Source organism: Nocardia caishijiensis NBRC 108228 (assembly GCF_001612825.1).
GTDB lineage: Bacteria > Actinomycetota > Actinomycetes > Mycobacteriales > Mycobacteriaceae > Nocardia > Nocardia caishijiensis.
The window spans coordinates 19,493-46,142 of the sequence record NZ_BDBE01000034.1; the positions used below are offsets into that span (position 1 = coordinate 19,493).

22 protein-coding genes are annotated in these 26,650 nt (G+C 67.7%); 10 read left to right on the top strand and 12 right to left on the bottom strand.

The features are described 5' to 3' along the window. The first annotated feature begins 152 nt into the window (after positions 1 to 152). Both NC7_RS18335 and NC7_RS18340 read left to right on the top strand, forming a co-directional pair. Positions 153 to 986, top strand: coding sequence for a type 2 periplasmic-binding domain-containing protein (locus NC7_RS18335; protein ID WP_067984765.1), 834 nt, complete (start codon positions 153 to 155; stop codon positions 984 to 986). Between the two features lie 39 nt (positions 987 to 1,025). Then, complete coding sequence (locus NC7_RS18340) at positions 1,026 to 1,568, top strand: hypothetical protein (RefSeq protein WP_067984767.1); 543 nt, start codon at positions 1,026 to 1,028, stop codon at positions 1,566 to 1,568. Positions 1,569 to 1,606: 38 nt separating this feature from the next. On the opposite strand, the gene NC7_RS18345 is transcribed toward NC7_RS18340, so the two are convergent. Next, the gene (locus NC7_RS18345; protein WP_159372878.1) at positions 1,607 to 2,293 is read right to left on the bottom strand and encodes a DUF4328 domain-containing protein; all 687 of its coding nucleotides are present in this window, start codon (positions 2,291 to 2,293) and stop codon (positions 1,607 to 1,609) included. Positions 2,294 to 2,471: 178 nt separating this feature from the next. Here NC7_RS18345 and NC7_RS18350 point away from each other — a divergent pair, with 178 nt between their 5' ends. Then, the gene (locus tag NC7_RS18350; protein WP_067985096.1) at positions 2,472 to 3,983 is read left to right on the top strand and encodes a DHA2 family efflux MFS transporter permease subunit; all 1,512 of its coding nucleotides are present in this window, start codon (positions 2,472 to 2,474) and stop codon (positions 3,981 to 3,983) included. Here the strand turns inward: NC7_RS18350 and NC7_RS18355 are convergent. After that, positions 3,922 to 4,545 carry a Uma2 family endonuclease gene (locus tag NC7_RS18355; RefSeq protein ID WP_067984771.1) on the bottom strand — a complete coding sequence of 208 codons (624 nt, stop codon included), beginning with the start codon at positions 4,543 to 4,545 and terminating at the stop codon, positions 3,922 to 3,924. The two genes, NC7_RS18350 and NC7_RS18355, sit on opposite strands and share 62 nt — an antisense overlap. Before the next feature lie 171 nt (positions 4,546 to 4,716). Here NC7_RS18355 and NC7_RS18360 point away from each other — a divergent pair, with 171 nt between their 5' ends. Further along, complete coding sequence (locus tag NC7_RS18360; RefSeq protein WP_067984773.1) at positions 4,717 to 5,427, top strand: cutinase family protein; 711 nt, start codon at positions 4,717 to 4,719, stop codon at positions 5,425 to 5,427. Between the two features lie 55 nt (positions 5,428 to 5,482). On the opposite strand, the gene NC7_RS18365 is transcribed toward NC7_RS18360, so the two are convergent. The 4 genes from NC7_RS18365 to NC7_RS18380 form a co-directional block, all read right to left on the bottom strand. Further along, positions 5,483 to 7,276, bottom strand: coding sequence for an AMP-dependent synthetase/ligase (locus NC7_RS18365; protein ID WP_067984775.1), 1,794 nt, complete (start codon positions 7,274 to 7,276; stop codon positions 5,483 to 5,485). A gap of 92 nt (positions 7,277 to 7,368) precedes the next feature. Beyond that, positions 7,369 to 8,322: an alpha/beta hydrolase gene (locus tag NC7_RS18370; RefSeq protein WP_067984777.1), complete on the bottom strand. Its 954-nt coding sequence runs from the start codon at positions 8,320 to 8,322 to the stop codon at positions 7,369 to 7,371. 26 nt (positions 8,323 to 8,348) lie between these two features. Further along, the gene (locus NC7_RS18375; RefSeq protein ID WP_067984779.1) at positions 8,349 to 9,182 is read right to left on the bottom strand and encodes an SDR family NAD(P)-dependent oxidoreductase; all 834 of its coding nucleotides are present in this window, start codon (positions 9,180 to 9,182) and stop codon (positions 8,349 to 8,351) included. Next, the gene (locus NC7_RS18380) at positions 9,179 to 10,732 is read right to left on the bottom strand and encodes a flavin-containing monooxygenase (RefSeq protein WP_067984780.1); all 1,554 of its coding nucleotides are present in this window, start codon (positions 10,730 to 10,732) and stop codon (positions 9,179 to 9,181) included. Before NC7_RS18380 ends, NC7_RS18375 begins: the two co-directional genes overlap by 4 nt. 69 nt (positions 10,733 to 10,801) lie before the next feature. On the opposite strand from NC7_RS18380, the gene NC7_RS18385 reads away from it, so the two are divergent. Beyond that, positions 10,802 to 11,437 carry a TetR/AcrR family transcriptional regulator gene (locus NC7_RS18385; RefSeq protein WP_067984781.1) on the top strand — a complete coding sequence of 212 codons (636 nt, stop codon included), beginning with the start codon at positions 10,802 to 10,804 and terminating at the stop codon, positions 11,435 to 11,437. A 3-nt stretch (positions 11,438 to 11,440) separates the two neighbouring features. On the opposite strand, the gene NC7_RS18390 is transcribed toward NC7_RS18385, so the two are convergent. Continuing rightward, entirely contained in the window at positions 11,441 to 12,025 is a 585-nt protein-coding gene (locus NC7_RS18390) for a helix-turn-helix domain-containing protein (RefSeq protein ID WP_067984782.1), read from the bottom strand. 82 nt (positions 12,026 to 12,107) lie between these two features. Here NC7_RS18390 and NC7_RS18395 point away from each other — a divergent pair, with 82 nt between their 5' ends. Further along, entirely contained in the window at positions 12,108 to 13,133 is a 1,026-nt protein-coding gene (locus NC7_RS18395) for an NAD(P)/FAD-dependent oxidoreductase (RefSeq protein ID WP_067985097.1), read from the top strand. A 306-nt stretch (positions 13,134 to 13,439) separates the two neighbouring features. On the opposite strand, the gene NC7_RS18400 is transcribed toward NC7_RS18395, so the two are convergent. Next, positions 13,440 to 14,009: a TetR/AcrR family transcriptional regulator gene (locus tag NC7_RS18400; protein WP_067984783.1), complete on the bottom strand. Its 570-nt coding sequence runs from the start codon at positions 14,007 to 14,009 to the stop codon at positions 13,440 to 13,442. A 79-nt stretch (positions 14,010 to 14,088) separates the two neighbouring features. On the opposite strand from NC7_RS18400, the gene NC7_RS18405 reads away from it, so the two are divergent. Beyond that, positions 14,089 to 14,700, top strand: a complete 612-nt coding sequence (locus tag NC7_RS18405) for a hypothetical protein (protein WP_067984784.1) — start codon at positions 14,089 to 14,091, stop codon at positions 14,698 to 14,700. On the opposite strand, the gene NC7_RS18410 is transcribed toward NC7_RS18405, so the two are convergent. Further along, positions 14,701 to 15,072 carry an ADP-ribosylation/crystallin J1 gene (locus NC7_RS18410; protein WP_067984786.1) on the bottom strand — a complete coding sequence of 124 codons (372 nt, stop codon included), beginning with the start codon at positions 15,070 to 15,072 and terminating at the stop codon, positions 14,701 to 14,703. Positions 15,073 to 15,132: 60 nt separating this feature from the next. Here NC7_RS18410 and NC7_RS18415 point away from each other — a divergent pair, with 60 nt between their 5' ends. After that, the gene (locus NC7_RS18415) at positions 15,133 to 15,480 is read left to right on the top strand and encodes a hypothetical protein (RefSeq protein WP_067984787.1); all 348 of its coding nucleotides are present in this window, start codon (positions 15,133 to 15,135) and stop codon (positions 15,478 to 15,480) included. Between the two features lie 14 nt (positions 15,481 to 15,494). Here NC7_RS18415 and NC7_RS18420 read toward each other — a convergent pair whose 3' ends face one another. Next, a complete protein-coding gene (locus NC7_RS18420; RefSeq protein ID WP_067984788.1) occupies positions 15,495 to 16,631 on the bottom strand; it encodes a hypothetical protein in 1,137 nt (378 codons plus the stop codon). A gap of 302 nt (positions 16,632 to 16,933) precedes the next feature. Between NC7_RS18420 and NC7_RS18425 the strand changes: the two genes are divergently transcribed. Beyond that, positions 16,934 to 18,439, top strand: a complete 1,506-nt coding sequence (locus tag NC7_RS18425; RefSeq protein WP_067984789.1) for a serine/threonine-protein kinase — start codon at positions 16,934 to 16,936, stop codon at positions 18,437 to 18,439. A gap of 62 nt (positions 18,440 to 18,501) precedes the next feature. Continuing rightward, positions 18,502 to 19,071: a hypothetical protein gene (locus tag NC7_RS18430; RefSeq protein WP_157102067.1), complete on the top strand. Its 570-nt coding sequence runs from the start codon at positions 18,502 to 18,504 to the stop codon at positions 19,069 to 19,071. Positions 19,072 to 19,134: 63 nt separating this feature from the next. On the opposite strand, the gene NC7_RS18435 is transcribed toward NC7_RS18430, so the two are convergent. Together NC7_RS18435 and NC7_RS18440 are read right to left on the bottom strand one after the other, a co-directional pair. Further along, positions 19,135 to 22,917, bottom strand: a complete 3,783-nt coding sequence (locus NC7_RS18435; protein ID WP_084458588.1) for a multifunctional oxoglutarate decarboxylase/oxoglutarate dehydrogenase thiamine pyrophosphate-binding subunit/dihydrolipoyllysine-residue succinyltransferase subunit — start codon at positions 22,915 to 22,917, stop codon at positions 19,135 to 19,137. A 105-nt stretch (positions 22,918 to 23,022) separates the two neighbouring features. Beyond that, on the bottom strand, positions 23,023 to 26,637 hold the full coding sequence (locus NC7_RS18440) for an ABC transporter ATP-binding protein (protein ID WP_067985099.1): 3,615 nt from the start codon (positions 26,635 to 26,637) through the stop codon (positions 23,023 to 23,025). Positions 26,638 to 26,650: the final 13 nt, after the last annotated feature.

Below are 26,650 nucleotides of genomic sequence, written 5' to 3' on the forward strand. Positions count from 1 at the left end.
CAGAGGTTCTCACTGGTGTCCTTCCGGCAAAGGCGGGCAGTGCGCTGTGCGTGCGGCGCGGACGCCGCAGGTACATTCTGGGTGTTCATATTGCCCCGCGTCGCGGCGAATTGCGGGGGTTGACGGCAAAGACGGAAAGTTGGTGTCGGCGGATGATCTCGGGCGCCCTGCGGCGAATTGCGGCCGCTTTGGTGACCGCCACCTGCGTTGTCGCCCTCGCGTCCTGCGCCGGTGACGAGCCCGGCCCGGTCGTGACGGTCGGCGCCGACGGTTCGGCGGAATCGATCGTGCTCGCCGAGATCTACGCCCAGGCCCTGGCGCGTGCGGGCACCGCCACCGCCGTGCGGACCGGACTGACCGCGCCGCTCGCCGACCTGGACGCCGGGCGTATCGCGGTACTGCCCGCCCGCAGCGGCGCCCTGCTCGACCGCTGGAATCCTGCGTCACCTGCCCGCAAGCCCGAGGAGGTGGTCGCGGCGGTCAACGCGGCACTGCCGCAGGGATTGTCGCTCTCGGACGCGGCGGACGGCACCGATCTGCGGGCGCGAGTGGTCGTCCCCGACGCGTCGCCGGTGCGCGCCGTCGCCGCGCTGCCGTGTGCCGAACTCACCGCGGGGTTCGCCGAATCACCCGGTTTCGCCCCGTCTGAGCCGTCGCCGATCGAGGGTTGTTCCTTCGCCACCTCGGTGCGGTTCGCCTCGGCGAAAGAACTACGACAAGGATTGCGGGACAATGTGATCCAGGTCGGTATGGTCAACGGCCCGGTCGACGGTCGCGTTCTGGCGGACGAGAACTACGCCCTGCGCGCGCAGAACCTGCTCGCCCTGTTCCGCTCCGGGATCTTCGACCGGCAGCGAGCCAAGAAGCTCAACTATGTGGCGGGCGAACTCACCACCGAGGGCCTGGTCGAACTGATCGACAAGGTCGAGTCCGGCACGGCGCCCGCCGACGCGGCCCGCGCCTGGCTGGACGCACACGGGCTCTAGCTCCGCGATTCCGTCCCGCCCCACCCGCATACTCGACGGATGGCAGTCAACGGTCGCGCGGGCACCCTGGAAGAGCAACTGACGAACATCCAGACCTGGGTCGCGGCCACCCTTGCCCCCGTGACCGGCGGCGATCTCGATCCCGTGGATGTCGATCACGCCTGGTGGGAACGCATCCCCACCGACCTCGCCGTCCTGTTCAACCACGTGGACCAGTTCCCCCACAATCTCCTCCCCAGCCACCACCTGCTCACCCTGTCCGCCGCCCACCGCATCTGGACCCTCTGGCTCGACATCGTCACCGACCAGCGCGCACGCTTCCCCGAACTCGCCGCCACCTACGACCCGGCCACCCTCAGCGCCGCCCCCGCCGGTTCCCCAGCGAACTGTTCCTCCCGGAGTTCATCCCCTTCGCCGACCTCGACGGCGCAACCCTCTTCCTCGACACCCGCCCCGGCCCCCACACCGGCTGCGTCAGCGAATTCAGCGCCACCGCCGCGACCGACGGCCCCCTTTTTCCCTCCCTCACCGCACTCTTCACCGCCCTCGCCGCCGGTCTCGAATCCGGCGCGGTGTTCATGAACCACCGCCCGAGCGTCACCGACGGACGACTGACCTGGCTATGAGCGGGCCGGGGTCCAATGGGATTGGGCGCGGCTGATCTTCAGGACGGTGGCCGACAGGAGGATGCCTGCGGCGAGGAAGAGGAGGGCGGCGACGGTTCGCAGGAGGCTGAAGGTGAAGAGGGAGTCGACCTCGGAGTCGCGCAGAGTCTGGATGGTGTCGTGGTCGTCGGAGATGCCGGAGGTCGTCAGGACGGTTCCGGCCCAGAAGGTCAGCCAGGCGGTGAGCCAGGCGATCCACCAGAGGGGCACGAGGGGAGTGCCGCGCTGCTGGGGATTCGATGCTTTGGCGATGTCGTGCAGGAACAGGGGCGGGAACCACAGCGAAACGACCGGGACCACCCAGCCCCAGAATGCCCACGGGGCGGAGAGGTGGTGGGAAACCGGGGAAACCGTTCGGGCATTGCGCTGTGTCCGCAGCATCCAGCCGACCAGAACGATGAAGACGACCAGCATGACGAGCAACGACAGCAGCCACAGGCCGACCTCGAGTGGCATCAGCACGTCGCGGGTCGCGTTGTACTCGGCGCTGCTCACGGTGCCCTCGTAGCGTCCGGAGACCGAGCGGTAACCGAGCCACCGGACGGTGACGCCGGCCCATTCGAGAACCAGCGCCACGGCGATCAGCGCGACCACGGCCGTCGCGAGCCCACGCACGGCACGAAAAGCTGTGGGATGACTCATGTTCCGTTCCCCCCCCATCGAGAAGTTCCCACGGTACCGCAGTCTCGACCAGCGGGAAGGGGTAATTCCGGGGGCAGGCGAATGCTCGTCGGCGTCCGTGTCGGTGCCCGGGCATAGGCTCGGCGGTGCGACGATCATGAACGGCCGGATCGTCACCAATCCCAGACAGGACGTACCGATGACCACCGAACGCAATCCATGGCTCGCGCTGTTCGCGCTGGTGGTCGGGTTCTTCATGATCCTGCTCGACATGACGATCGTCGCCGTCGCCAATCCGGCGATCATGAGCGCGTTCCACACCGATATCACCGATGTCATCTGGGTGACCAGCGCCTACCTGCTCACCTACGCGGTGCCGTTGCTGGTCACCGGACGGTTGGGGGACAGATTCGGGCCGAAGAACATCTACCTGATCGGGCTGGCGGTCTTCACCGGTGCGTCGCTGTGGTGCGGGCTGTCGGGCGGTATCGGAATGCTGATCGCGGCCCGCGCCGCCCAGGGCATCGGTGCCGCGCTGATGACGCCGCAGACGATGGCGGTGATCACCCGCACCTTCCCGCCGGACCGGCGCGGAGCGGCCATGGGCCTGTGGGGCGCGGTGGCCGGTCTGGCGACCCTGGTCGGGCCGATCCTCGGCGGTGTGCTGGTCGACGGGCTCGGCTGGGAATGGATCTTCTTCGTGAACCTGCCGGTGGGTGTCGTCGCGTTCGGTCTGGCGATGTGGCTGGTCCCCGCCCTGCCGACCAGCGACCACAAGTTCGACATCGTCGGCGTGCTGCTCAGCGGTATCGGCATGCTCGCCCTGGTGTTCGGTATCCAGGAAGGCAATTCGCAGGACTGGGCGCCGTGGATCTGGGCGTTGATCGCGTTCGGCGTGGTGATGCTCGTGTTGTTCGTCGTCAACCAGGCCCGCAACACCGGTGAACCGCTGGTGCCGTTGAGCTTGTTCGCCGACCGCAATTTCGCCCTGTCGAATCTGGCGATCGCCGCGATGGGCGCCGCCGTCACCTCCATGATGGTGCCCGCCTATTTCTATCTGCAGGGTGTGCGCGAGATGTCGCCGACCACGTCGGCACTGATGTTCGCGCCGATGGCGATCGTCACCGGTATCGCGGCGCCGTTCATCGGCAAATTCGCCGACCGATTACCGCCCCGCCTGATTCCGACAGCAGGCTTCTCACTGTTCGCCGCCTCCATCGTCGGTTTCGCCGTGCTGATGAAGCCGGATTCGTCGATCGTGGCGTTCCTGATCGTGGGCGGTCTCGCCGGTCTGGCCAATGCCTGCATCTGGGCTCCGCTCGCCTCGACCGCCACCCACAACCTGCCGGTCACCCAGGCCGGTGCGGGCGCCGGTGTCTACAACACCACCCGCCAGGTCGGTTCGGTCCTCGGCAGCGCTGCCATCGGCGCCCTCATCGCCGCCCGGCTCAGCGCCAACGGCCTCAGCGGCGACGCCCCCGTCGGCGAGGGCGCAAGTACCGGCCCCCTCCCGCCGCACGTCGTCGACGAATTCAGTACATCGCTGGCCCAGTCCATGTTGCTGCCCGCCGCGATCCTCCTCGTGGGCGTGCTCGCCTCGGCTCTGTTCGTGGGCCACGCGAAATCGGCGGCGAAACCGGAAGTCGCTGTCAGAGCACCAGGTCGCTCAACCGCTTCCAGTCGATCTGACAGCGGACCGGCGCCTCGATAACAGAATCACCGTCGGCAGGCCGCAATTCCAGGTGCGGGACGTACTGCCCCTGTACATGGTCGAGGACAAAGATCTTGATCATGCTGACGCTGTTGTCCGACACCCACACCAGCCAGTACCAGGGGATTCCGGCCAGAGCGTATTCGGTCTTCTTGTCGGCGCTGTCCACCATTTCGGTGCCGGGGGAGATCACCTCGATCGCGATCTTCACCAGTGACGCGGGCAGCGGGCGCAGATCGTTCGGTGCGCAGTCGAACAATGCGACATCAGGACGGCGGATGGTGACTCGGGGAAACTCCCACAGCACCACATCGAAGTCGGTGTCTACATCCAGGCACCCACCCCATTGGTTGACATGTGCGAGCGCGGCGGCTTCCACCATGTCGGCCAAGCGTCGCGCGGCCTTCTGATGAGCGCGATTCGGCGATTCCGCGCGCACGATGTCACCGTTGACCACCTCGACCTGACGGCAGTAGTCCTCGGACAGCTTGCGCCAGATGTCCAGGGTGACCGGCTCCGGCTGCAAGTTGTCGCTGGTCGCCCAGTCGAAGATGGCGGACACACGCGCTCCTAGGTTGTGCTGCTTTGTGCACGAACATCCACCATCTTGCCAGCAAGTTCAACAGGTGTTGCGGCTTCTCGAGGGCTCGGGGCCCGCGCGTTATCGATCGTCGGTCGGCGAGTCGGTGTGGAAAGGGGCTGGTCAGCGCCGCTGGTAGGTAGTCTGCGCGGCATGACAGCACGTTCTCTTCGTCGATTCGTGTCTGCAGTGTTCCTGGCAGCCGCGATTCCAGTGGTATCGCCCATCCAGTCCGCGTACGCGGCGCCGTGTTCCGATGTGGAAGTGGTGTTCGCGCGGGGGACCTCGGAGCCGGGTGGGGTGGTCGGGGTGACCGGGATTTCCTTTGTCGAGGCGCTACGGGCGAATGCCGGTGGGCGGTCGGTGGGGGTTTATGGGGTCGACTATCCGGCGAGTAGTGATTTCGCGGATCGGCTCGGCTTCGCGCAGTCCGTGGTGCGCGGGATCGACGACGCGCAGCGGCGGGTGGAGTTCGTCGCGGCGAATTGTCCTGGCACGCGGATCGTGCTCGGCGGGTATTCGCAGGGTGCGGCGCTGGCCGGGTTCGCGACGGGTGCCGGTGTGCCCGAGGGGGTTCCGCCGGAATACGAGCAGTACCTGCCCGAGCCGATGCGGGCCGAGGTGGCCGAGCACGTCGCCGCCGTCGTCCTTTTCGGCAAACCCTCCGAACGGTTCCTGCGCGACGCCGCCGCTCCCGCACTGTCGATCGGCGCGTCCTACCGGAACAAGACCATCGACCTGTGCGTCGACGGCGACAACATCTGCGACGGCTCCCCGCTCGCCTATCCCAATGCCCTGCACACCCTCTACAGCGTCAACGGAATGACCGTCACCGCGGCGCGATTCGCGGCACAACGGTTCTGAGAACAGCGAAAAGGCCGGTTGCGTAGCGCAACCGGCCTTTTCAGCTCAGCGTAGGTCAGCTGTAGATCTTGTCGACCTCACCGGCGTACTGCTTCATGACGACGGCGCGCTTGAGCGACATCTTCGGGGTGAGCTCACCCGTCTCCTGGGTCCAGTCGACCGGGAGGATACGGATCTTCTTGATGGCCTCGGCCTTGGAGACCTTCTTGTTGGTCTCGTCGACGGCGGCCTGGATCTCGGCGACCAGCGCCTCGTTCTCGATCAGCTTCTCGATCGCGGTATCGGCGGCGACGCCGTTGCGGTCCTTCCAGCCCGGCAGGGCCTCGGGATCGAGGGTGATCAGGGCACCGATGAACGGCTGACCGTCACCGACAACCATCACCTGGCTGATCAGCGGGTGCGCGCGCAGGGAGTCCTCGAGCACGGCGGGGGAGACGTTCTTGCCGCCCGCGGTGACCAGGATTTCCTTCTTGCGGCCCGTGATGGTGATGAAGCCGTCGGCGTCGATGGCACCGAGGTCACCGGTCTTGAACCAGCCGTCCTCGAACGCCTCGGCGGTGGCTTCCTCGTTCTTCCAGTACCCACCGAACACGACCGAGCCCTTGAGCAGCAGCTCGCCGTCCTCGGCGATCTTGGCGGCGTGGCCCTGGATCGGGCGACCGACCGAACCGACCCGGATGTGGGTCGGGGTGTTCACGCTGAACGCGGCGGTGGTCTCGGTCAGGCCGTAGCCCTCGTAGATGGTGACGCCGACGCCACGGAAGAAGTGGCCCAGGCGCGCGCCCAGGGGGCCACCACCGGACACGGCGGCCAGGCACTGCCCACCGAGGGCGGCGCGCAGCTTGCTGTAGACCAGCTTGTCGAAGACGAAGTGCTTGAGCTTGAGCAGCAGGTCGGGGCCGCCCTTCTCGAGCGCCTCGCTGTAGGCGATGGCGGTCTCGGCGGCAGCGTCGAAGATCTTGCCCTTGCCGCCGTCGTGCGCCTTCTGCTTGGCCGAGTTGTAGACCTTCTCGAACACGCGGGGCACCGAGAGGATGAAGTCCGGCTTGAACTCGCCGAACTGCTCGACCAGCGTCGTCCAGTCCGAGGAGTGGCGGATGGTCACCTTGGAATCGAAGGCGATCAGCGCGACCGCGCGGGCGAACACGTGCGCCAGCGGCAGGAACAGCAGGGTCTTCTGGCCCTCGGCGACGAACGCGCTGAGCTCGATGCCACCCGAGCGCGACTCGGCCCACAGGTTGGCGTGGGTGAGCTGCACGCCCTTGGGCTTGCCGGTGGTGCCCGAGGTGTAGATCAGGGTGGCGGGCGAGGCCGCGCCGACCTGCTTGCGGCGTTCGTGCACCACGGCGTCGTCGAGGTCCGCGCCACGCTCGAGGAGAGTGTCGACGGCGCCCTTGTCGATCTGCAGGGTCTCGGCCAGCGCGGGCAGCGAGGCGGCGTCGATCTCGTCGATGGTCGCCTTGTGCTTGTCGTTCTCGACGACCAGCAGCTTGGTCTCGGAATCCTGCAGGATCCACTTGGCCTGCTCGGCGGCCGAGCTGTCGTAGATCGCGACGGTGACGCCACCGGCGGCCCAGATCGCGAAGTCGAGCAGCGTCCACTCGTATCGCGTGGCCGCCATGATCGCGACCCGGTCGCCCAGTTCGACGCCGGAGGCGATCAGGCCCTTGGCGACGCCGGTGACGGCTTTCGCGAATTGCGCCGCCGTGACGTCATTCCAGCCGCCGCTGCCGTTCGGAACGTTGAACAACACCGCGTTCGGCGTCTCCTCGCCGAAGCGGAAGACGTTGTCGGAATTGTTCGCATCGTCCGGGATGGTGTAGGAAGCCGGAACTTCGAACTCTCGCATCAGTGCCCTTCCAGTGGGTTCTACTCGCCAGTAATCTACGACACGTTCGGCCAGGTTGCGATATCGCCGCCCGAAATGCCCTTCACCTGGCTTTATCGTAAGTCGTCAATCGATACGGGCTGGATCGCCTCCCGCAGGAAGTCCGCGAGTTCGCGCAGCGCCAGCGCGGCCTCGGCGACCAGCGCGGCCTGCAGTTGCGCGACGTGCCACAGGCCGCGCGTCTCGGTGAAACGGACGTGCACACCCGCTCCACGCAGGGCCGAGACGAGCGTGCGGCACTGGTCGTGCAGCAGTTCGCTCACATCGACCTGCACATAGGTGGGTGGCAGGCCGATCAGGTTGCCCGACAGCGGGGCGTAACCCGCTGTGGTGGCGTCGCCGTCGCCCAGGTAGTGGGCGGCGCACAGGCGCGACCACGCCCGGTTGATCACCAGGTCGCGGTCGCGGCTCGGCGGGTCGGTCGGGTCGACCCACGGCGCGATGAGCCCGAGCGCGGCCGGGGTCATCTTGTGGCGTTCGAGCAGACGCTGAGCGAGCGCGAGCGCGAGCCCACCGCCTGCCGAATCACCGGCGAGACAGATCTGATCCGGCCGGTAGCCGACGTTGTTCACCAGATCGAGGAAGGCGGCCTCGGCGTCGTCGAGACCGGCCGGGAACGGGTGCTCGGGCGCCAGCCGGTAGTCCAGCGAGTACACCGCGCAGCAACTCTCCAGCGCCAGCCGGGCGACCAGGGAGCGGTGGGTGGCCAGCGAACCGACCACGTAACCACCACCGTGCAGGTAGAGGATCGCGCCCGCCGCGCGCTCCGGCGGGACGGCCCGGGTACGCGAACCCGGGATCGCGATCTCGGCGATCACCCGCTCGGCGGGTCGCCCGCCCAGCTGCAACCCCTGCACGACGGCGCCGTCGGGCATGAACTGCAGCCGGGAGGACACGTCGAGCAGGGCGCGCTGCACGGCGACGGGCAGGCGCGCGTGCAGCGTCACCCGGAACACCGGATCGAGCACCGCGCGAACCACCGGCAACGGAATCTTGAACTCGCGCATGGCGTTTCCTGGATCTCGAGAGAGGGTCAGTGCGGCATGAAGCGGCCGTTGACAGCGGCCGAGATCCGGTTGTAGCCCGAAGCCAGGAAGCGCACGCTCACATCGAGCAGCTTGGCCTCCCAGCCGATCAGCACCCGTGCGTGACCCTTGCGCACACCCTCGGTGATGGTCTGGGCGGCCATCTCCGGGCTGTGGATCGCCAGGTACTTGTCGAACAGCGAGGCGGTGTTGGCGCCGTCGATGCCCTCGGCGTAGGTGGCGTTGCGGGCCACGGCGGTCTTGATGCCGCCGGGGTGCACGCAGGTGACCTGCACGGGCGTGTTCGAGATCTTCATCTCCTGGTACAGCGCCTCGGTGAAGCCACGCACCGCGAACTTGGCCGAGTTGTAGGCCGCCTGGCCGGGCACGGTGACCAGGCCGAACAGGCTCGACACGTTGACCACGTGGCCGTCACCGGACTCGATCAGCATCGGCAGGAACGCCTTGGTGCCGTTGACGACACCCCAGAAGTCCACGTCCATGATGCGTTCGATGTCTTTGAACTCGGTCTTCACCACGTCGCCGTGGTAGGCGATGCCCGCGTTGTTGTACACCTGGTGCACCACGCCGAAGTGCTGCTTCACCGAATCGGCGTAGACCAGGAATGCTTCGCGCTCGGCGACATTGAGCCGGTCGGACTTCACCTGCGCGCCGAGCGCCTCGCACAGCCGGACGGTCTCGGCCAGTCCCTCGGTGTCGATGTCGCTCAGTGCGAGCTTGGCGCCACGCTTGGCCAGGTTCTCGGCCAGCGCGCGCCCGATGCCGGACCCGGCACCGGTGATCACACAGACCTTGTTCGTGAAGTAAGCATCTTTGCTCACTGTGCTGCCACCACTTTCAGATCGGCGCCGGAGGCGTGCGAGGTTGTCGTATTGTAGGCGGATACGTCGAAATGCTTTGTGATCCTGCGGAATTCGAACGTGAAGTCCGGCCACAGGGTGGTGTTGTTGCCGTGCTTGTCCAGGTACCAGCTGGCGCAGCCGCCGGTATTCCAGACCGTCTTGGCGAGCTTGTCCTGCAGACCGGTGTTGTACTCGCGCTGAACATCCTCGCGCACCTCGACAGTTTGCAGACCGAGGGTGTCGATGGTGGCCAAGGCATCGCTGACGTAGTTGATCTGCGATTCGATCATGTACACCATCGAGGTGTGTCCCAGGCCGACGTTCGGGCCGACCAGGAAGAACATGTTCGGGAAGTTGGCGATCGACGACCCCTTGTAGGCCTGCTGGCCGACCTCGTCGAACACCTCCGACAGGGTGCGCCCGTCGCGGCCGACGATGTTGTTGTAGGTCGGCGAGTCGGTGACGTGGAAGCCGGTGGCCACGATCAGGGCGTCGATCTCGCGCTCGGTGCCGTCCTCGGTGACGATCGAGCCCGGCTTCACCTCGGCGATGCCGTCGGTGATCACGTCGACGTTGTCGCGGTCGAGGGCGGGGTAGTACTCGTTCGAGATCAGCATGCGCTTGCAGCCGATCCGGTAGTTCGGGGTGACCTTCTTACGCAGTTCTGGGTCACGGATCTCGAACTGCAGCTTGGCCCGCGACAGCGCCTCGAAGCCCTTCATCAGCACCGGGAACCTGGTCAGGCCGACCACCTGGGTCTCGCGCGCGGCGTAGATCGCGGCGCGGCTCAGGCGCTGCACGCCCGGAATGTGCTTGAACGCCAGGCGCTCGGGCAGCAGGTAGGGGCGGTCCATGCGCGGCAGCAGCCAGGGGGCGGTGCGCTGGTAGACGTCGAGCGAGGCGACCTTGCTCGCGATGGCGGGCACGATCTGGATCGCCGAGGCGCCGGTGCCGATGACCGCGACGCGCTTACCGGTGAGGTCGGCGTCGTGGTTCCACTGTGCGGAGTGGAAGATCTCGCCCTCGAACTCGTTGATGCCCTTGATGTCGGGCAGTGCGGGCTCGCAGAGGGCGCCGACCGCGCTGACCACGGTGTCGGCGGTGAATTCGCCCTGGGAGGAGCTGATCTCCCAGCGGCTGGTCTCGCTGTTCCAGCGCACGCGGCGCACATCGCAGTCGAAGACGTGCCGGTCGAGCACGTCGAAACGCTGCGCGACGCTCTTGATGTAGGCCTGGATCTCGCCCTGGCGGGAGAACGAACGCGTCCAGTCCGGGTTCAGTGCGAAGGAGTACGAGTACAGGTGCGAGGGCACGTCGCAGGCGGCGCCCGGGTAGGTGTTGTCCCGCCAGGTGCCACCGACCTCGCTGCCCCGCTCGAGCACGAGGAAGTCCTCGCGGCCCTGCTGGGACAGGCGGATGGCCAGGCCGAGGCCCGCGAACCCGCTGCCGATGATGACGGTCTTCACGTGGCGGGCGCGGTTGTCGACGGCTCGGGGTTCGACAACATTGTCTGTAACCTTGCGACTCATGTAATGCAGACTACGTCGCTATTGAGTCGGAGTCAACAGCTTGTTGAGCATCATTCAATAGTGGCTAGGATGGTCGGTGTGAGTACCAGAAGTTCGGGAGCGACCAAGCGTGTCCGGCTCGGGCCGGAGGAGCGGCGGCTACAGCTGATCCACCTCGGTGCCGAGATGCTGGCCGATCGGCCGCTCGAGGACATCTCGGTGGACGACATCGCCAAACAGGCGGGCATCTCGCGGGGTCTACTGTTCCATTACTTCGCCTCCAAGCAGGAGTTTCACGAGGCGATCGCGCGGCATGTGAGCACCGAGTTCTACGCCGCCGTGATGCCCGACCGCGAGTTGTCGCTGTTCGACATGCTGCGCGATTCGATCGAACGGTTCGTCGACTACGCCATCGGCCATTCCGCGGCCTACCACTCCGTCCTACGTGGTCCGGCCAGCCGCACCCCGGACATGACCGACTACGTCAACCAGACGCGGGGCGCCATCGCCGATCTCATCGTCGGCGAGCTGCCGCTGCCCCCAGACGACCCGGACCTGGCTCGCCTCACCCTCGCCATTCGCGGCTGGATCGCGTTCGTGGAGGAGACGATTCTGACCTGGATGGTCGAAAAGCCCATCAGCCGTGCGGCGTTGGTCGATCTGCTGGTCGAATCGCTACCAGCGCTCGCGCTCAGTCCCGCGTTGATCTCCGCGTTACGGGACTGAGCGTCAACCGTTTTCGCGCGGTTTGGCGCGGAAGTGGGCGCGTTCACCCTGCTTGCCGAACAGGCTGAGGAATTCGACCGGCTGGTCGTCGGCCGCGCCGAACCAGTGCGGGACATGGGTGTCGAATTCGGCTGCCTCACCGGGGGTGAGCACGATATCGTGGTCGCCGAGGATCAGGCGCAGTCGGCCGTTGAGCACGTAGAGCCACTCGTAGCCCTCGTGTGTTTGTGGGGTGTCCGGGCGGTCCCGGGCGCCCGGGGGGATGACGATCTTGTAGGCCTGGATACCACCGGCGCGTTTGGTGAGCGGGAGCATCGTCATGCCGTGCCTGGTCACCGGGCGCAGGTGGATGCGTGGGTCGCCGGTGAGTGGGGCGTCGACGAGTTCGTCGAGGGTGACGCCGTGTGCCTTCGCCAGGGGGAGCAGTAGCTCCAGGGTGGGTTTGCGGTCGCCCGATTCCAGGCGCGACAGGGTACTCACCGAGATGCCGGTCTCGGTGGACAGGTCGGCCAGGGTGGTCTGGCGCTGTTTGCGCAGTGCGCGCAGCCGGGGGCCGACCGAGTCGAGGGTCCGTTCGAGGTCGTCCATATCCATCAGTTTGCCATAGCGGCAAACATGCTTGCCATATTTTCGTCCGTTGGTGCACTGTGAATTCCCGAAGGAGGTCGACATGACAGAGCTGAACGAGTCCTACGACGTGGTGGTGATCGGCGGGGGTGCCGCCGGGCTGAACGGTGCGTTGATGCTGGTGCGGCAGCGGCGATCGGTGCTGGTGATCGATGCCGGTGCGCCGCGCAACGCGCCCGCCGACGGGGTGCACGGACTGCTGGGGCGGGAGGGGATGCCGCCGCTGGAGCTGGTCGCGCTCGGGCGCGAGGAGGTGCGCGGGTACGGCGGTCATGTGGTCACCGGCGAGGTGGTCGCCGTCGACCGTGTCGGCGACTCCGCAACCGGGGCGGGCCCGTCCTCCGAGGTGCCCGGAAACGATGACGCCTCCCGCGAATTCCGGGTGGAGTTGGCGGACGGCCGGGCCGTCTTCGCGCGGCGCATCCTCGTCACCACCGGGCTCGCCGACGAGTTGCCGCCGATCGCCGGGCTCCGCGAACGCTGGGGCCACGACGTGCTGCACTGCCCCTATTGCCACGGCTGGGAGGTGCGCGACCAGCGGGTCGCGATCCTGGCCACCGGGCCGATGGCCACCCATCAGGCATTGCTGTTCACCCAACTGACCGACGACATCGTGTTCCTGTCGCACACCGCCGCCCCCGGCGACGAAGACGCGGAAAAACTGGCCGCACAAGGCATTCGCGTGATCGACGGCGAGGTGGTCGAGGTGCTCACCGACGACGGGAAGCTAAGTGGCGTGCGCCTGGCCGACGGCACCGTGATCGACCGGGACGCCGTGGTGGTCGGCCCCCGCTTCAGCACCCGCGCCACCTTCCTCGCCGACCTCGGCCTCACCCCCGAACCCCACCCGAGCGGAATGGGCGACCACATCCCCGCCGACCCCACCGGCCGCACAGCGGTGCCCGGAGTGTGGATCGCAGGTAACGCCACCGACCCGATGGCGCAGGTGGGTGCGGCGGCTGCGGCCGGGGCCATGGCGGGTGCGCAGATCAACGCGGATCTGGTGATGACGGCTACCTCGGCCGCGGTGGATCGGCTCCGGGCCTCGGAGAGCGCCGCCGTTCGCTGAGCTGGTGCTCGGTTGCATCGGTGAGATGACGCCCCGGGCGCATGGCCCCGTGCCCGGGGCGGGGTGCGGTCGTCGATGCTGTCGCGAGGAGAGCCGACCCCGGTGCGTCGAACGGTGCGCCGGGGGTCGGCTGTCGATAAGCCGGGTCGCTGTGTTGCCGAAGCGGGTAACCGAGGGCGGTGGGAGCCTATTCGTAGATGTCTCGACGATGCCCGGCGGTGACGACGAGGATGACCAGCTTGCCGTCGTCGACTTCGTAGACCAGTGGGTCCTGTCACCGTGGCAAGTGTGGCGTCGGTTGGGTCGTCACGGCTGGTTGATGTGTGGCTGTCGGGAGCATGCTTCATCGATGGCGGTGGTGAGGACGGTTCGGGCGTCGGCGGCGGGGAGTTGGCCGAGGGTGACGTGGAGGGCGAGGCCGTCGAGGAGGGCGAGCAGGGTGTTGGCTGCTCCGGTCGGGTCCGGGTGGTGGGGGAGCATGCCTGCGATGTGGTCGCGGAAGGCCCGTCCGTTGGTGGCCAGGGTTTCGGCGACCGGGGGGCGGACGGAGGCGAAGGCGAGGTAGCCGATCAAGGTGCGGGTGTCGGCGGCTGATTCGGCGTCGGTGGGGAGCAGGGCGGTGAGGATCTGACGCAGGTCGGGGTCGGGGCCCGCGGCGGCGATGCGGGCTTGGATCCGGCCCGCGATCGTGGTCGTGGCGAACTCCATCATCGCGTCCTTGGTGGGGAAGTAGTGCTGCACCTGACCTGCGGAGACGCCTGCCTCGGCGGCGACGTGGCGCAGGCTGATCGACTCGAGTCCGTCGCGGGCGAGTAGGCGCATCACGGCGTCGCTGATCTCGGCCCGCCGCGAACTGTGATCCACCTGTTTCGGCATGCGGACATTCTTTCACGATGCACTTGTATTGCCATGCGGCGGCTCTTTACAATGCAGTTGTATTGCAAAGGGGGTCGCCATGCGCGCTGTCCTGCGGCTCATACGCCGCTTCTTCCGGTTCGAAGTCGATCTGTGGGTGAGCCTCGCCCGCGCGATCACCCGCAAACCAGACATCGCGGGCGGCACGCCGATCCGCTACGCGGGCGCCATGTCGGCCATCCTCTGGGCGTTCGTCCTGGTCAGCGCGGTGGAGATTCCCGCTGTGCACCTGATCATTCCGTGGGCACCGGTCCGTTTCGCCGCGCTGGCACTCGGCATCTGGGGACTGTTGTGGATGGTCGGCCTGCTGGCGGCTCACCACGTGTACCCGCACGTCCTCACCCCCACCCACCTACGCGTTCGCTACCTGCGCCGCACAGAACTCGCGATCCCGCTCTCCGCCGTGCGCGCTGTGCGCCCCGAGATGCGCGGCTACGACGAATCGAAGTTGTTGCACCGCACAGCAAATGGAACCGTCGCCCTCCCGGTCGGCAGTTCCACCAACATTCGCCTGGAACTGGCCTCGCCCCACACCTTCTCCACGCCGCAGGGCGACCTGACGTCGTCGACCATCGCCTTCTGGGCCGACGACCCACAAACCGCCATCGGCGCCATCAAGTCAGCGATCGTGAAGCGGCACTCCGAAGCCTGATCACCCCGGTATCGGCGCATTCTCGGGAAATCGCCGCACCACCTCGATCGTGCCGACGATATTGCGGTTGAAGTCCGCGAGATCCTCTGCCGGAATCCAGTATTCGAGGATCTCGCGGCCACCGGCCTGCTGGACCTCGTAGTCGTCGAGGAAGGCCGTGCGGACCTCGAAGCGTGTCACGTATCCGGCGCCGGAGGCCGGAACGTTCCAGTCCCGCGCGATCAGCACCGCGTATGCCTCGTTGAGGACCGGGTAGAAGATCGGCTGATCCGGCAGCCGGGGAGGCCAAGTGCGCCAGCCGGATTCGGCGACCAGCGCCAACTCGGCGGGCCCTGTCGGTCGCCACAGCGTCGTCGTCGGCGTACTCATCATCCCCCTGTCGTCGGAGCAAGCACTCTATCCCGGGGTCGGGCCCAGAACTACTCTGCTGTCATGGAGTTCGACAAGGGGGGATGGCGGCGGGCAGCCGACCTGGCCGCCGGGGTGGTCTTGCTCGCGGTGGTGTTCTTCCTCGGCATGACGGTGACGCTGATGATCGGGTTCATCGGCGCGCCTGGGGGACAGTCCAGCGAATGTGCGGGCCGGTGTCGCACCCACGTCGACATCGGCGCCTGGCTGATGACCATCACGACGTTCGTCGGTGCGTTCGTCGTCGTGACGCTGATGGTCCGGAGTTGGTGGCAGCGGCGGCTGGTGTCGGTGTGGCCGCTGCGGTGGATCCTGGTGATGATCGTGATGACGATCGTCAGTTTCGGGATCGCCATTTACGGCGCCGCGTGAGGTCCGACTTCACGCTATTTGTGGCCGCCGTGGCTGTGGCCGTCGCCGCAGGTGTCGGTGCGGCGACCGTCCGTGGCCGCCTGCCCGGCGCCGTGGCCTTCCAGCGCCGCGAACGGGCCGCATTCGTGCGCGGCGATCCACACGTGCACCATCGGATTGCCCGCGCCGGGGTTGATCGAGTTCGGTGGGCAGTTGCCGTTCTCGTCGGTCACGCCTGCGACCTGGGGGCCGTTGTCGCCTGCCTTCCAGCACAGGTTGTCGTGGACGTGCCACTGCATCAGCGAGCCCGCGTACTCGGTGAGGGCCGGGTCGTCGATCTTCTTGCCCTTGGCGATGTACATGGCCGACACCAGGGTCCGGTTCTGGCCGTCGACCCGGTAGACCAGTGACTCCGGTCGCGTGGGGTCGAGGAAGCTGTCGTCGCGGATGTAGCCGGTGTTGATCCAGTGCTCGTAGCCGGTGGCGGCATCGCCGATCGAGCGGAAGCCGAGCGCACCGATGGCGTTGATGTCGGCGAAGGCGGGCAGCTTGTCGAGGGTGTTGCGGATCAGGGCTGTCGCGCGCTGTTCCTGTTCGGCGGTGACGCCGGGGACACCGGAGACGTCGATCGGCGCGGCCGGGTCGAAGGCCCGGGGCCAGGTGTCACTGTGGTCCTCGCCCGCCGCGTGCGCGTGATCGCCGCTGTCACCGTGACTGTGCACGTGGCCGACGCCGTTGAGCATGGCCGCCAGCGCCAGCACACCGACCGCCGCGGCAGCGATTCCGGACCGCATCGGCGGCAGCGTCGCGCCGGGCCGCAGCAGGTCTACGGCCGCACCGAGGACGGCGAGCGCACCCAGCGCGGCGCAGACGGTATCGGCGACACCAGGCGCTTCCGCCGTCAGCCCGGCGACCCACCCGATGTCGGCGAAGCGCGTGAACGCCCACACCGCCACCGCGAACGCGTTCACCGCGGCGAGCGCGGTCACGATGATCTTGCGTTCACTCAGCAGCACCGCCAGCCCGACGGCACATTGCATCGCGGCGAGCACAACCATCAGTCGGGCCAGTGTGGCGTGTTCGGTATGCATTCCGGCGGCCAGGAAATGCACCGCTCCCGCCCCGACCGACGAGATCCCACCGAGCAGCAGAAATCCGTTACGTCCGCTCACCTGTTGCCTCCTGTCCGATAGTTCGCAGCGGACACTACTGCGCGACAGTGAGCGCGGGATGCCGCTTGCTCGAGAGAACTCTGTGACCCAGGTCTCGATCCAGCTGTCACATCGAGACCACGGAACAGCTTTCGGGTCAGGCCTGGATCACCCTCGACCAGTAGTGAAACGGCGGCAGGTCCGTCCCTGCTGTCGCGTGCCGGTGGCTTGCTCGGTCGGAGGGCTGCCCTTAGATTCATCCGTGATCGGGTGGGCTCATAGTTCCGCTCAAGCGTCGGCGGGCGAAGCGGAGGTGGGTCGGGGTGGCGGTGGAATCCGGGACGGTGTTCGCCGGATACGTGATCGAACGGCTGCTCGGCGCGGGCGGGATGGGGTCGGTGTATCTCGCGCAGCATCCTCGGCTGCGTCGGCGGGTCGCGCTGAAGGTGCTCGGCGACGGGATTTCCACCGATGCCAAGGCGCGCACCGCGTTCGACCGTGAGGCGACACTGGCCGCACGGCTCGAACACCCGAACATCGTTGCCGTGTACGACCGCAGCGGTCCCGAGGACCCGGTGCTGTGGTTGTCGATGAAATATGTCGACGGTGGCGACGCGATCGGCCTGCTGCACGCGAATCCCACCGGCCTGGCACCGGATCGCGCCCTGCGGCTGATCCAGGGTGCCGCCGCCGGACTGGATTTCGCGCACGCGCACGGGGTGCTGCACCGCGACGTGAAACCGGCGAACCTGCTGATCGAACGCGACGCGGCGGGCCGCGAAACCGCGCTGCTCACCGACTTCGGCATCGCCCGCGGCCTCGACGACACGGTGACGCTGTCGGCGATGGCAGCCACCTTCGCCTACGCCGCGCCCGAACGGTTCCACGGGCACATGGTGGATCATCGCGCCGACATCTACTCCCTCGGCTGCACGCTGTATCAGCTACTCACCGGCCGGACACCGTTTCCACGTGGTGACCAGGCGGCGGTGATCGCCGCGCATCTGGGCGCGGCACCGCCCCGGCCCACCGAGCTACGACCGGAGCTGCCGCGGGCCATCGACGCGGTCGTGGCGACCGCGATGGCGAAACGGCCGGAGGACCGATTCGCCCGCTGCGCCGACCTCGCCGCGGCGGCCAGCAGAGCGTTCGACACCGGGGCGCCGGTCCGCGCGCCGTCCCCGACCGATCCGGTCACCGCCGGTGTTCCCGTCGCCCTGCCAGGTCGGCGGCGGACCCGGTCCGCGCGAACGCTCCTGCCCTCGGTGCTCACCGCGGTGCTGACGACCGCCACGGTCGCGTTGCTCGTCGTCATGACGACCACCGACCTGATCCGGGGCCAGCCGACCCGGGTCTACACCACACAGAGTGTCGCGAACGCCTGTGACCTGCTCGACCTGTCCGCGCTCGAACAACTCGGTGGGGCGCCGCCCGATTCTTCCCTCCATTCCGAATCCGTTGACTCCGAGCCATATTCGTCCCACCACTGCTCGGTCTCCTACCGGGGTCTGGCAGCCACGGTGCTCGCCAAGGTCGTGAACGACGGACACGGCGCCGAGGCCTTCTTCCGCGACGACTCGGAGTTGGTTCGTCTGGGCGCGACCAACACGATCCGGGCGGACCACCGGCTCGAGCTCGCTGACGACTCCTACCTCTACGTGCGCCGACTGCCGTACATGTACGGCCCGACCTGCGAGCTCGGCCTCTTCGACGACAACGTGGTCGTCGCGGTGACGTTGAGCACGCCCGCGGAGTCGACGATGGACGATTCGGAGATGGTGACGGCCTGTGAGCATCAGGGCCGAATACTCTGGGAGCGCCTCGGATGACGCCACGACGACGGTTCTCGCTGCCATGGACGGCTGCGGCAGTGTCGGCCTGCTGCCTCGTCGTGGTCACCGTGATCGCCGCCGCGATGTGGCTGGGGCGCGAGGACGGGACGGCGGACACGCGGTGGACGCCGGGCACGCCGATCGACACCCCGACCTCGCGCAAGTACCGCGAGCCGGAGCAAGGCAATCACTGCGAGCTGATGGATCTGGCCGAACTCACACGTCACGGCAGCGCCGGGTGGCAGCAGGAGGATGAGGAGCCCATCGGGTCGACCGGCTACTGTTCCGGCGCTTTCGGTGACCTCTCTGTGTCGCTGAGCCTCGATGTCACGCGGGCAGGAGGCGACCGGCGGGCGGAGCACGACAGGTTCAAACATCTTGTCGGAGACCGTGTCTCGGATCCGAATACGAGCTTCGAATACCTGGCCGGGCTCGGCGAGGACGCCTTCGTCCAGGAGGAGGCCAACTGGGCCGGGCGTCCGGTGACAAAAGTGCGGATCGGCGTGCTCGACGAGAACCTACACGTGGACACCACACTGACGATCGATGGCAACCGGATCAGCCGCGCCGAGCTGCGACAGCTGACCGAACACCACGTTCGCGTGGTGATGCGCAACCTGTTGGCCTGACAACGGCGAACGCCGGGCGGATCGTGATGATCCACCCGGCGTTCGCCGTTGTGCGAGAAGAACTTACGCGGTCGGCTCGAAGGCCTCGGCGATGATCTCGGCCTGCTCGACGGCGTGGACCTTCGAGGAACCCGAGGACGGGGCCGACATGGCGCGGCGCGAGATGCGGCGCAGTTTGCCCAGGCGGTCGGGCAGGACCTCGGGGAGGTTGAGGCCGAAGAAGGGCCAGGCGCCCTGGTTGGCCGGTTCCTCCTGGACCCAGGCGATGTCGGTCGCGTTGGGGTACTTGGCCAGCGCCTCGTTGAGGCGGTACGTCGGGATCGGGTAGAGCTGTTCGACCCGGACGATGGCCACGTCTTCGCGCTTGTGCTTGGCCTTCTCGGCGGCGAGCTCGTAGTAGAGCTTGCCCGAGGTCAGCAGGATGCGCTTGACCTTGGCGGTGTCGCCGACGCCCGATTCGTAGGTCGGCTCGTCGAACACCGAACGGAACTTCGACTCGGTGAAGTCCTTGATGTCGGACACCACGGCCTTGTTGCGCAGCATCGACTTCGGGGTGAAGACGATCAGCGGACGACGGATGCCGTCGAGGGCGTGGCGGCGCAGCAGGTGGAAGTAGTTCGCCGGGGTGGACGGCACCGCGACGGTCATCGAACCCTCGGCGCACAGCTGCAGGAACCGCTCGATGCGGCCCGAGGTGTGGTCGGGACCCTGACCCTCGTGGCCGTGCGGCAGCAGCAGCACCACGTCGGAGAGCTGACCCCACTTGGCCTCACCGGAGGAGATGAACTCGTCGATGATCGACTGCGCGCCGTTGACGAAGTCACCGAACTGCGCCTCCCACAACACCAGTGCGTTGGGGTTGCCCAGCGAGTAGCCGTATTCGAAACCGACAGCGGCGAATTCGCTCAGCGCCGAGTCGTGCACCGCGAACCAGCCCGGGTTCTCCGAACCGATGTTGTGCAGCGGGGTGTACTCCTGGGCGTTGATCCGGTCGATGATGACCGAGTGGCGCTGGGTGAACGTGCCACGCCGCGAGTCCTGACCGGTCAGGCGCACATCGTGACCCTGGTCGATCAGCGAACCGAACGCGAGCAGCTCGGCGAAGGCCCAGTCGACCTTGCCCTCGTAGGCCATCTCGCGACGCTTCTCCAGCACCGGCTTCACACGTGGGTGCACGTTGAAACCGTCGGGGGTGTTGAGGAAGGCGTCACCGATGCGCTGCAGCACCGACTTGTCGACCGCGGTCTGCACCGTGGCGGGCACCTTCTGGTCGTCCTCGACGGACTCCGACGGCTCAGGAACGTACTTCTCCAGCTCGCGGACCTCGTTGAACACGCGCTCGAGCTGACCCTGGTAGTCGCGCAGCGCGTCCTCGGCCTCCTTCATGGAGATGTCGCCACGACCGATCAGCGATTCGGTGTAGGCCTTGCGCACCGACCGCTTGGTGTCGATGACGTCGTACATCTCCGGCTGGGTCATCGAGGGGTCGTCGCCCTCGTTGTGGCCGCGGCGGCGGTAGCAGACGAGGTCGATGACGACGTCCTTGCGGAACTTCTGCCGGAAGTCGACCGCCAGGCGCGCGACCCAGTCGCAGGCCTCCGGGTCGTCACCGTTGACGTGGAAGATCGGCGCGCCGATGAACTTCGCGATGTCGGTGGAGTATTCGGTGGAGCGGCTGTTCTCCGGCGCGGTGGTGAAGCCGATCTGGTTGTTCACCACGATGTGGATGGTGCCGCCCACGCGGTAACCGCGCAGACCCGACAGGTTCAGCGTCTCGGCGACCACGCCCTGACCGGCGAACGCGGCGTCACCGTGCAGCATCAGCGGCATCACCGAGAAGCCCTCGGGGCCGTCGCCCTTGTTCAGCAGGTCCTGCTTGGCGCGTACGAGGCCCTCGAGGACGGGGTCGACCGCCTCCAGGTGCGAGGGGTTCGCGGTGAGCGACACCTCGATCTCGTTGTCGCCGAACATCTGCAGGTACTGGCCGTGCGCACCGAGGTGGTACTTCACGTCACCCGAGCCGTGGGTGGCGGCCGGGTTCATGTTGCCCTCGAACTCGGTGAAGATCTTCGAGTACGGCTTGCCGACGATGTTGGCAAGCACATTGAGCCGACCACGGTGCGGCATACCGATGACGACCTCGTCGAGGCTGTGCTCGGCGCACTGGTCGATGGTGGCGTCCATCATCGGGATGACGGCTTCGGCGCCCTCGAGCGAGAACCGCTTCTGGCCGACGTATTTGGTCTGCAGGAAGGTCTCGAACGCCTCGGCGGCGTTGAGGCGGTTCAGGATGTACTTCTGCTGGGCGACCGTCGGCTTGACGTGCTTCTGCTCGACCCGCTCCTGGATCCACTTGAGCTGATCGGTCTCGAGGATATGGGTGTACTCGACACCGACGTGGCGGCAGTAGGCGTCGCGCAGGATCGACAGCACATCGCGCAGCTTCATCCGCTCCTGGCCGTGGAAGCCCGCGACGTTGAAGGTGCGATCCAGGTCCCACAGGGTGAGGCCGTGCTCGGTGACGTCGAGGTCGGGGTGGCTGCGGAACTTGTCCTTGACCAGGCGCAGCGGGTCGGTGTCGGCCATCAGGTGACCGCGGTTGCGGTAGGCCGCGATCAGCTCGAGCACCCGGGCGCTCTTGTCGACGCCGCGCTCGCTGATGTCCTTGCGCCAGCGCACCGGCTCGTACGGCACGCCGAGGCCGTGGAAGATCTCGTCGTAGAACTCGTCGGAGATCAGCAGATTGTGGATGGTGCGCAGGAAGTCGCCGGACTCGGCGCCCTGGATGATGCGGTGATCGTAGGTGGAGGTCAGCGTCATCAGCTTGCCGACGCCGATCTCGGCCAGCCGCTCGTCGCTCATGCCCTGGAACTCGGCCGGGTACTCCATGGCGCCCGCACCGATGATCGCGCCCTGGCCCGGCATGAGGCGCGGCACCGAGTGCACGGTGCCGATGGTGCCCGGGTTGGTCAGCGAGATGGTGACACCGGAGAAGTCCTCGGCGCCGAGCTTGCCCTCGCGGGCGCGGCGGACGATGTCTTCGTAGGCGGCGTGGAACTGGCCGAAGCTCATCTCCTCGGTGCCCTTGATGGCAGCGACGACCAGCGTGCGGTTGCCGTCCTTGCCCGCGAGGTCGATGGCCAGGCCGAGGTTGGTGTGGGCGGGGGTGACCGCGTTCGGCTTGCCGTCGACCTCGGCGAAGTGCCGGTTCAGGTTCGGGAACGCCTTGACCGCCTGCACGATCGCGTAGCCGAGCAGGTGGGTGAAGGAGATCTTGCCGCCGCGGGTGCGCGCCAGGTGGTTGTTGATCACGAGGCGGTTGTCGATCATCAGCTTGGCCGGGATCGCGCGCACCGACGTGGCGGTGGGGATGGTCAGCGAGGCCGACATGTTCTTGGCGATGGCCGCGGCGGGACCACGCAGCACCTTCGACTCGCCGCTGCCGGTGCTCGGCTTGGCGGGCGCGGTGGCGGGGGCGTTGGACACCGGGGCGGGCGTGGTCTGCGGCGCGCGCACGTTCTCCCGCTTCGGGGTCGGAGCCGGAGCTTTCGCCGGGGCAGGGGCCGGGGCGGGCGCGGGAGTCGGCTTGGGCGCGGTCGCGACGGCGGTCTTGGGGGCCTGCGGCGCGGCCTTCGGTGCCTGCTGCGGCGCGGCCTGCGCGGTGGCGGCGGCAGCCTGCTCGTTACCGGAGTCGGTCGCCTCCGGGGTGTAGTCCGCGAGGAACTCGTGCCAACTCGCGTCGACCGAGGACGGGTCCTGTTTGAACTTCTGATACATCTCGTCGACTAGCCACTGGTTCTGTCCGAACTGGGAAGTTGAGCTGCTCACAGCTGGTGTTCGCCTCATTTCGTTCTTCGCGCTGCGACGTTTGTGACGTGCCCGGCAGGGGTATCAGCGGATGGCTGCCGATGCGCCCTCACCGAGCATATGCCCCGTGGCATGTCGGCGTAGCTAGTGGCCCGAGACTATTCGCTCCGCCCGCGCGCCCGCCGACCAGAGTCGCGCGTAACTCCCGCCGAGGGCGAGCAGTTCCCGGTGGCTACCGAATTCGACGATACGTCCCTGCTCGACCACGCCGATGAGGTCGGCGCGGGCCGCGGTGGCCAGCCGGTGGGCGACCACGACGGTGGTCCGGCCTCGGGCCAGCGAACGACTCGCTACCAGCACCGATGCCTCGGTCTCCGGGTCGAGGGTCGAGGTGGCCTCGTCGAGCAGCAGCAGGTCGGGGTCGACCAGTTCGGCGCGGGCGAGGGCGACGAGTTGACGTTGGCCCGCCGATAACCCGCGCCCTCTTTCACCGACCGGTTGGTTCATTTTTCGGGGTAATCCCGCGATCATTTCCGCCGCACCGACGGCGCTCGCTGCCTGTGCGATGTCCACCGATGTGGCGAAAGGTTGTCCGAATGCAATGTTGCTCGCGACGTCACCGCTGAACAAGTGAGCTTCCTGGGGCACAATTCCCAATCGCGAGCGGTACTCGGTGAGCACAAATTTACGTAAATCGACGCCGTCGACCCGAATCTCGCCTGCCGAAGGCTCACCGGGCAGGTCGTAGAGCCGGGCGAGCAGTTTCACGATCGTCGATTTGCCCGCGCCCGTCGGGCCGACGAGGGCGAGGGTCCGCCCGGCCGGAAGCGTGAAGGACACGCCGTCCAACGCCGGGAAGTTCGCTCCCGGATAGCGGAAGTGGACGTCGTCGAAAACGACCTCGCCGCGCAACCGGTCGATGCGCACCGCGTCGGGCGGGTCGGCCGCGATCGACGACGGCGTGCGCAGCAGATCGCCGATACGACGCAGCCCGACCCTGGCCTGCTGGTAGCCGTCGAACACCTGGGACAGCTCTTGGATCGGGCTGAACAACAGACCGAGATAGAGAACGAAGGCGACGAGCGTGCCGGTGCTCGTCCGCCCGTCGGCCACCGCGTTCGCGCCGAGGTACACGACGACGGCCAGCGCGAGGTCGGCCCAGGCCAGGCCGAAGGAGAAGTAGCAGGCGATCGCGCGCTGGGCGCGGATGCGGGCCTCGCGGTAGCGGTTCGAGTACTCGCCGAAACGGCGCGCGGCCACCGGCTCGTTGCGCGCGGCCTGCACCGCACGCAGGCCCGCGATGTTCTCCTGGAAGTCGGCGTTCACGGCGGAGACCCGTTCCCGCGAGACGGTGTAGGCGGTGGTGGAGACCCGCCGGAACAGCAGGGTCGCCAGGAGCATGGGCGGCACGGTGGCGAGCACGACGAGGGCGAGTCCCGCGTCGATGACGACCAGGCCGACGGCCACGCCGACCAGGGTGATGACCGCGACCAGACCGGTGGCGACACCGGTCTGTAGGAACGTCGACAGTGCGTCGACGTCGGTGGTCATCCTCGTCATGATCCGGCCGGACAGTTCGCGTTCGTAGAAGTCGAGGCCGAGTCGCTGCAACTGGGCGTAGCTGCGCACCCGCAGGCCGAACAGCACCCGTTCACCGGTGCGGGCGGTGAGCACGGTGACGGCGGCGCCGACGGCGAGGCTCGCCAGGACGAGCCCGATCCCGACCACCGCCGTCACCGCGAGCGCCGAACTCTGTCCACCGGTGACCCCGGTGTCGATGGCGTAGCGGACCAGAGGCGGGAAGGCGATGCCGATCACGGCGTCGGCGATCAACAGCAATACGACCAGCGTCACCAGGCCACGGACCGGGCTCAACAGGGCACGCAGACCGAAATCGGGTTGCGGGGCGCGTAGGTCGCCGGGCAGGTCGGGTTGTTCGGTCGCCGGGGGAAGGGCATCGACCGCCGCGCGCAGTTCCGGGGTCTCGCTGAGGTCGGCTGCGGCCATTGCGCGCGGCCGGTCAGCGATCGTCGGCCGCTTGTCCGTGCGGACCGTCGGCACGACCGACCCGGTGGGTGCGGGGAGACGGATGACCCGGTCGGCCTGGGCCAGGGTCGACTCGCGGTGGGCCAGGATCAGGGTGGTTCGCCCGCCCGGGTCGGGCAGGCGGCGGAAGATCTCCGCCTCGGTGACGGCGTCGACGGCGGAGGTGGCGTCGTCGAGGACGAGCACGCGCGGCCGGGTGAGCAGGGCGCGGGCCAGCGCGATGCGCTGACGTTGCCCGCCCGAAAGAGTGAGACCGCGTTCGCCGATGACGGTGTCGTACCCGTCGGGCAGTTCGGCGATGAACTCGTCGGCCACGGCCGCGGTGGCCGCGGCTCGGATCTCGGCATCGGTGGCCTCCGGGCGGCCGAGCGCGATATTGGCGGCGATGGTGTCGGAGAACAGGAACGGGTCGTCGAAGACCACGCCGAGCGCACCGCGCAGATCTTCGGCGCGCAGATCGGTCAGGTCGACCCGGGTGCCGTCGGTGCCGGTGAGGCGGATGGTTCCCGAGTCGGGTGCGTAGAAGCGGGGCAGCAGCAGCGACAGCGTCGACTTGCCCGACCCGGCGGGGCCGATGATCGCGACGGTCTCACCCGGCCGAACCGTGAGGTCGAGGTCCGACAGCACCGGCTCGCCCCGGGTGAAACCGAAACCGACACGCTCGAATTCGATGCCGAGCGGGCCGGGTGGCAGCTCGGCGGGTTCGGCGGGGTCGACGAGGACCGGAGCCGCGTCGATCACCTGGAACACGCGGTCGGCGGCGGACTTGGTGAGCTGACTCATGATGACCGTCGAGGTGATCGTGCGCGCCGACGTGGTCATCGTGGCGAGGTAGGCGGTGAAGGCGAGGAAGGTGCCGATCCCGATCGCGCCGTGCGCGGCGAGTACGCCGCCGACGATGATGACCGCCACCAGCCCCGCCTGCGGCAGTGCCGACACCACGGGCGCGAAGCGGGCATTGATCCGCGCGGCGCGCAACCGTTCGGCGTAGAGGGTGCGGCCGTGCTCCTCTAGCCGGTCGACCATTCGGGCCTCCTGCCCGAACCCCTTCACCACGCGCACGCCGGTGACCGTCTGTTCCACGTGTTCGGCCAGCTCGGCGGCCCGCTGCTGCGCCGACCAGGTCGCCGCGTACAGCCGCGGCCGCAGCCGCAGCACCACCACCGCCATCAGCGGCGCGACGAGCAGCGCGGCCAGGGCCAGCGGCGGGCTCAGCCACACCATGACCACCGCGGACAGCACGAACTGCAGTACCGCGAGACCCGACCACGGCACCATCGACAGCAGGCCCTGTACCAGCTGCAGATCGGTGATCGACCGCGACACCACCTGCCCGGTGCGGATCGCGTCCTGGCCCGCGCCGTCGAGTCGCTGCAACGCCGCGAGCAACGAGACCCGCAGGCTGTGTTGCACCTCCAACGACAGTCGACCGGCCCACAACCGACGCGCGAAGCTGACGGCGAACCGGCACACCGCGAGGACGACGAGCAGGGCGGCGGCGCGGCCGATGACCGAGGTGTCGCCCGCTTCGGCGGCGTCGACGGCGCGTTTGGTCGCCAGCGGTGCCGCGATCGAGACGGCCGCGCCCGCCAGCACCGCCGCACCGATGACGGCGAGCAGGCGCGGATGCTCCAGGCACAGCCGCCACAGCCTGCGGATCCAGCCGGGCCGGTCGACCTCGGCCCGCTGCGTCACCACAGCAGACGGCGTCATCGCGGCGGGCTCG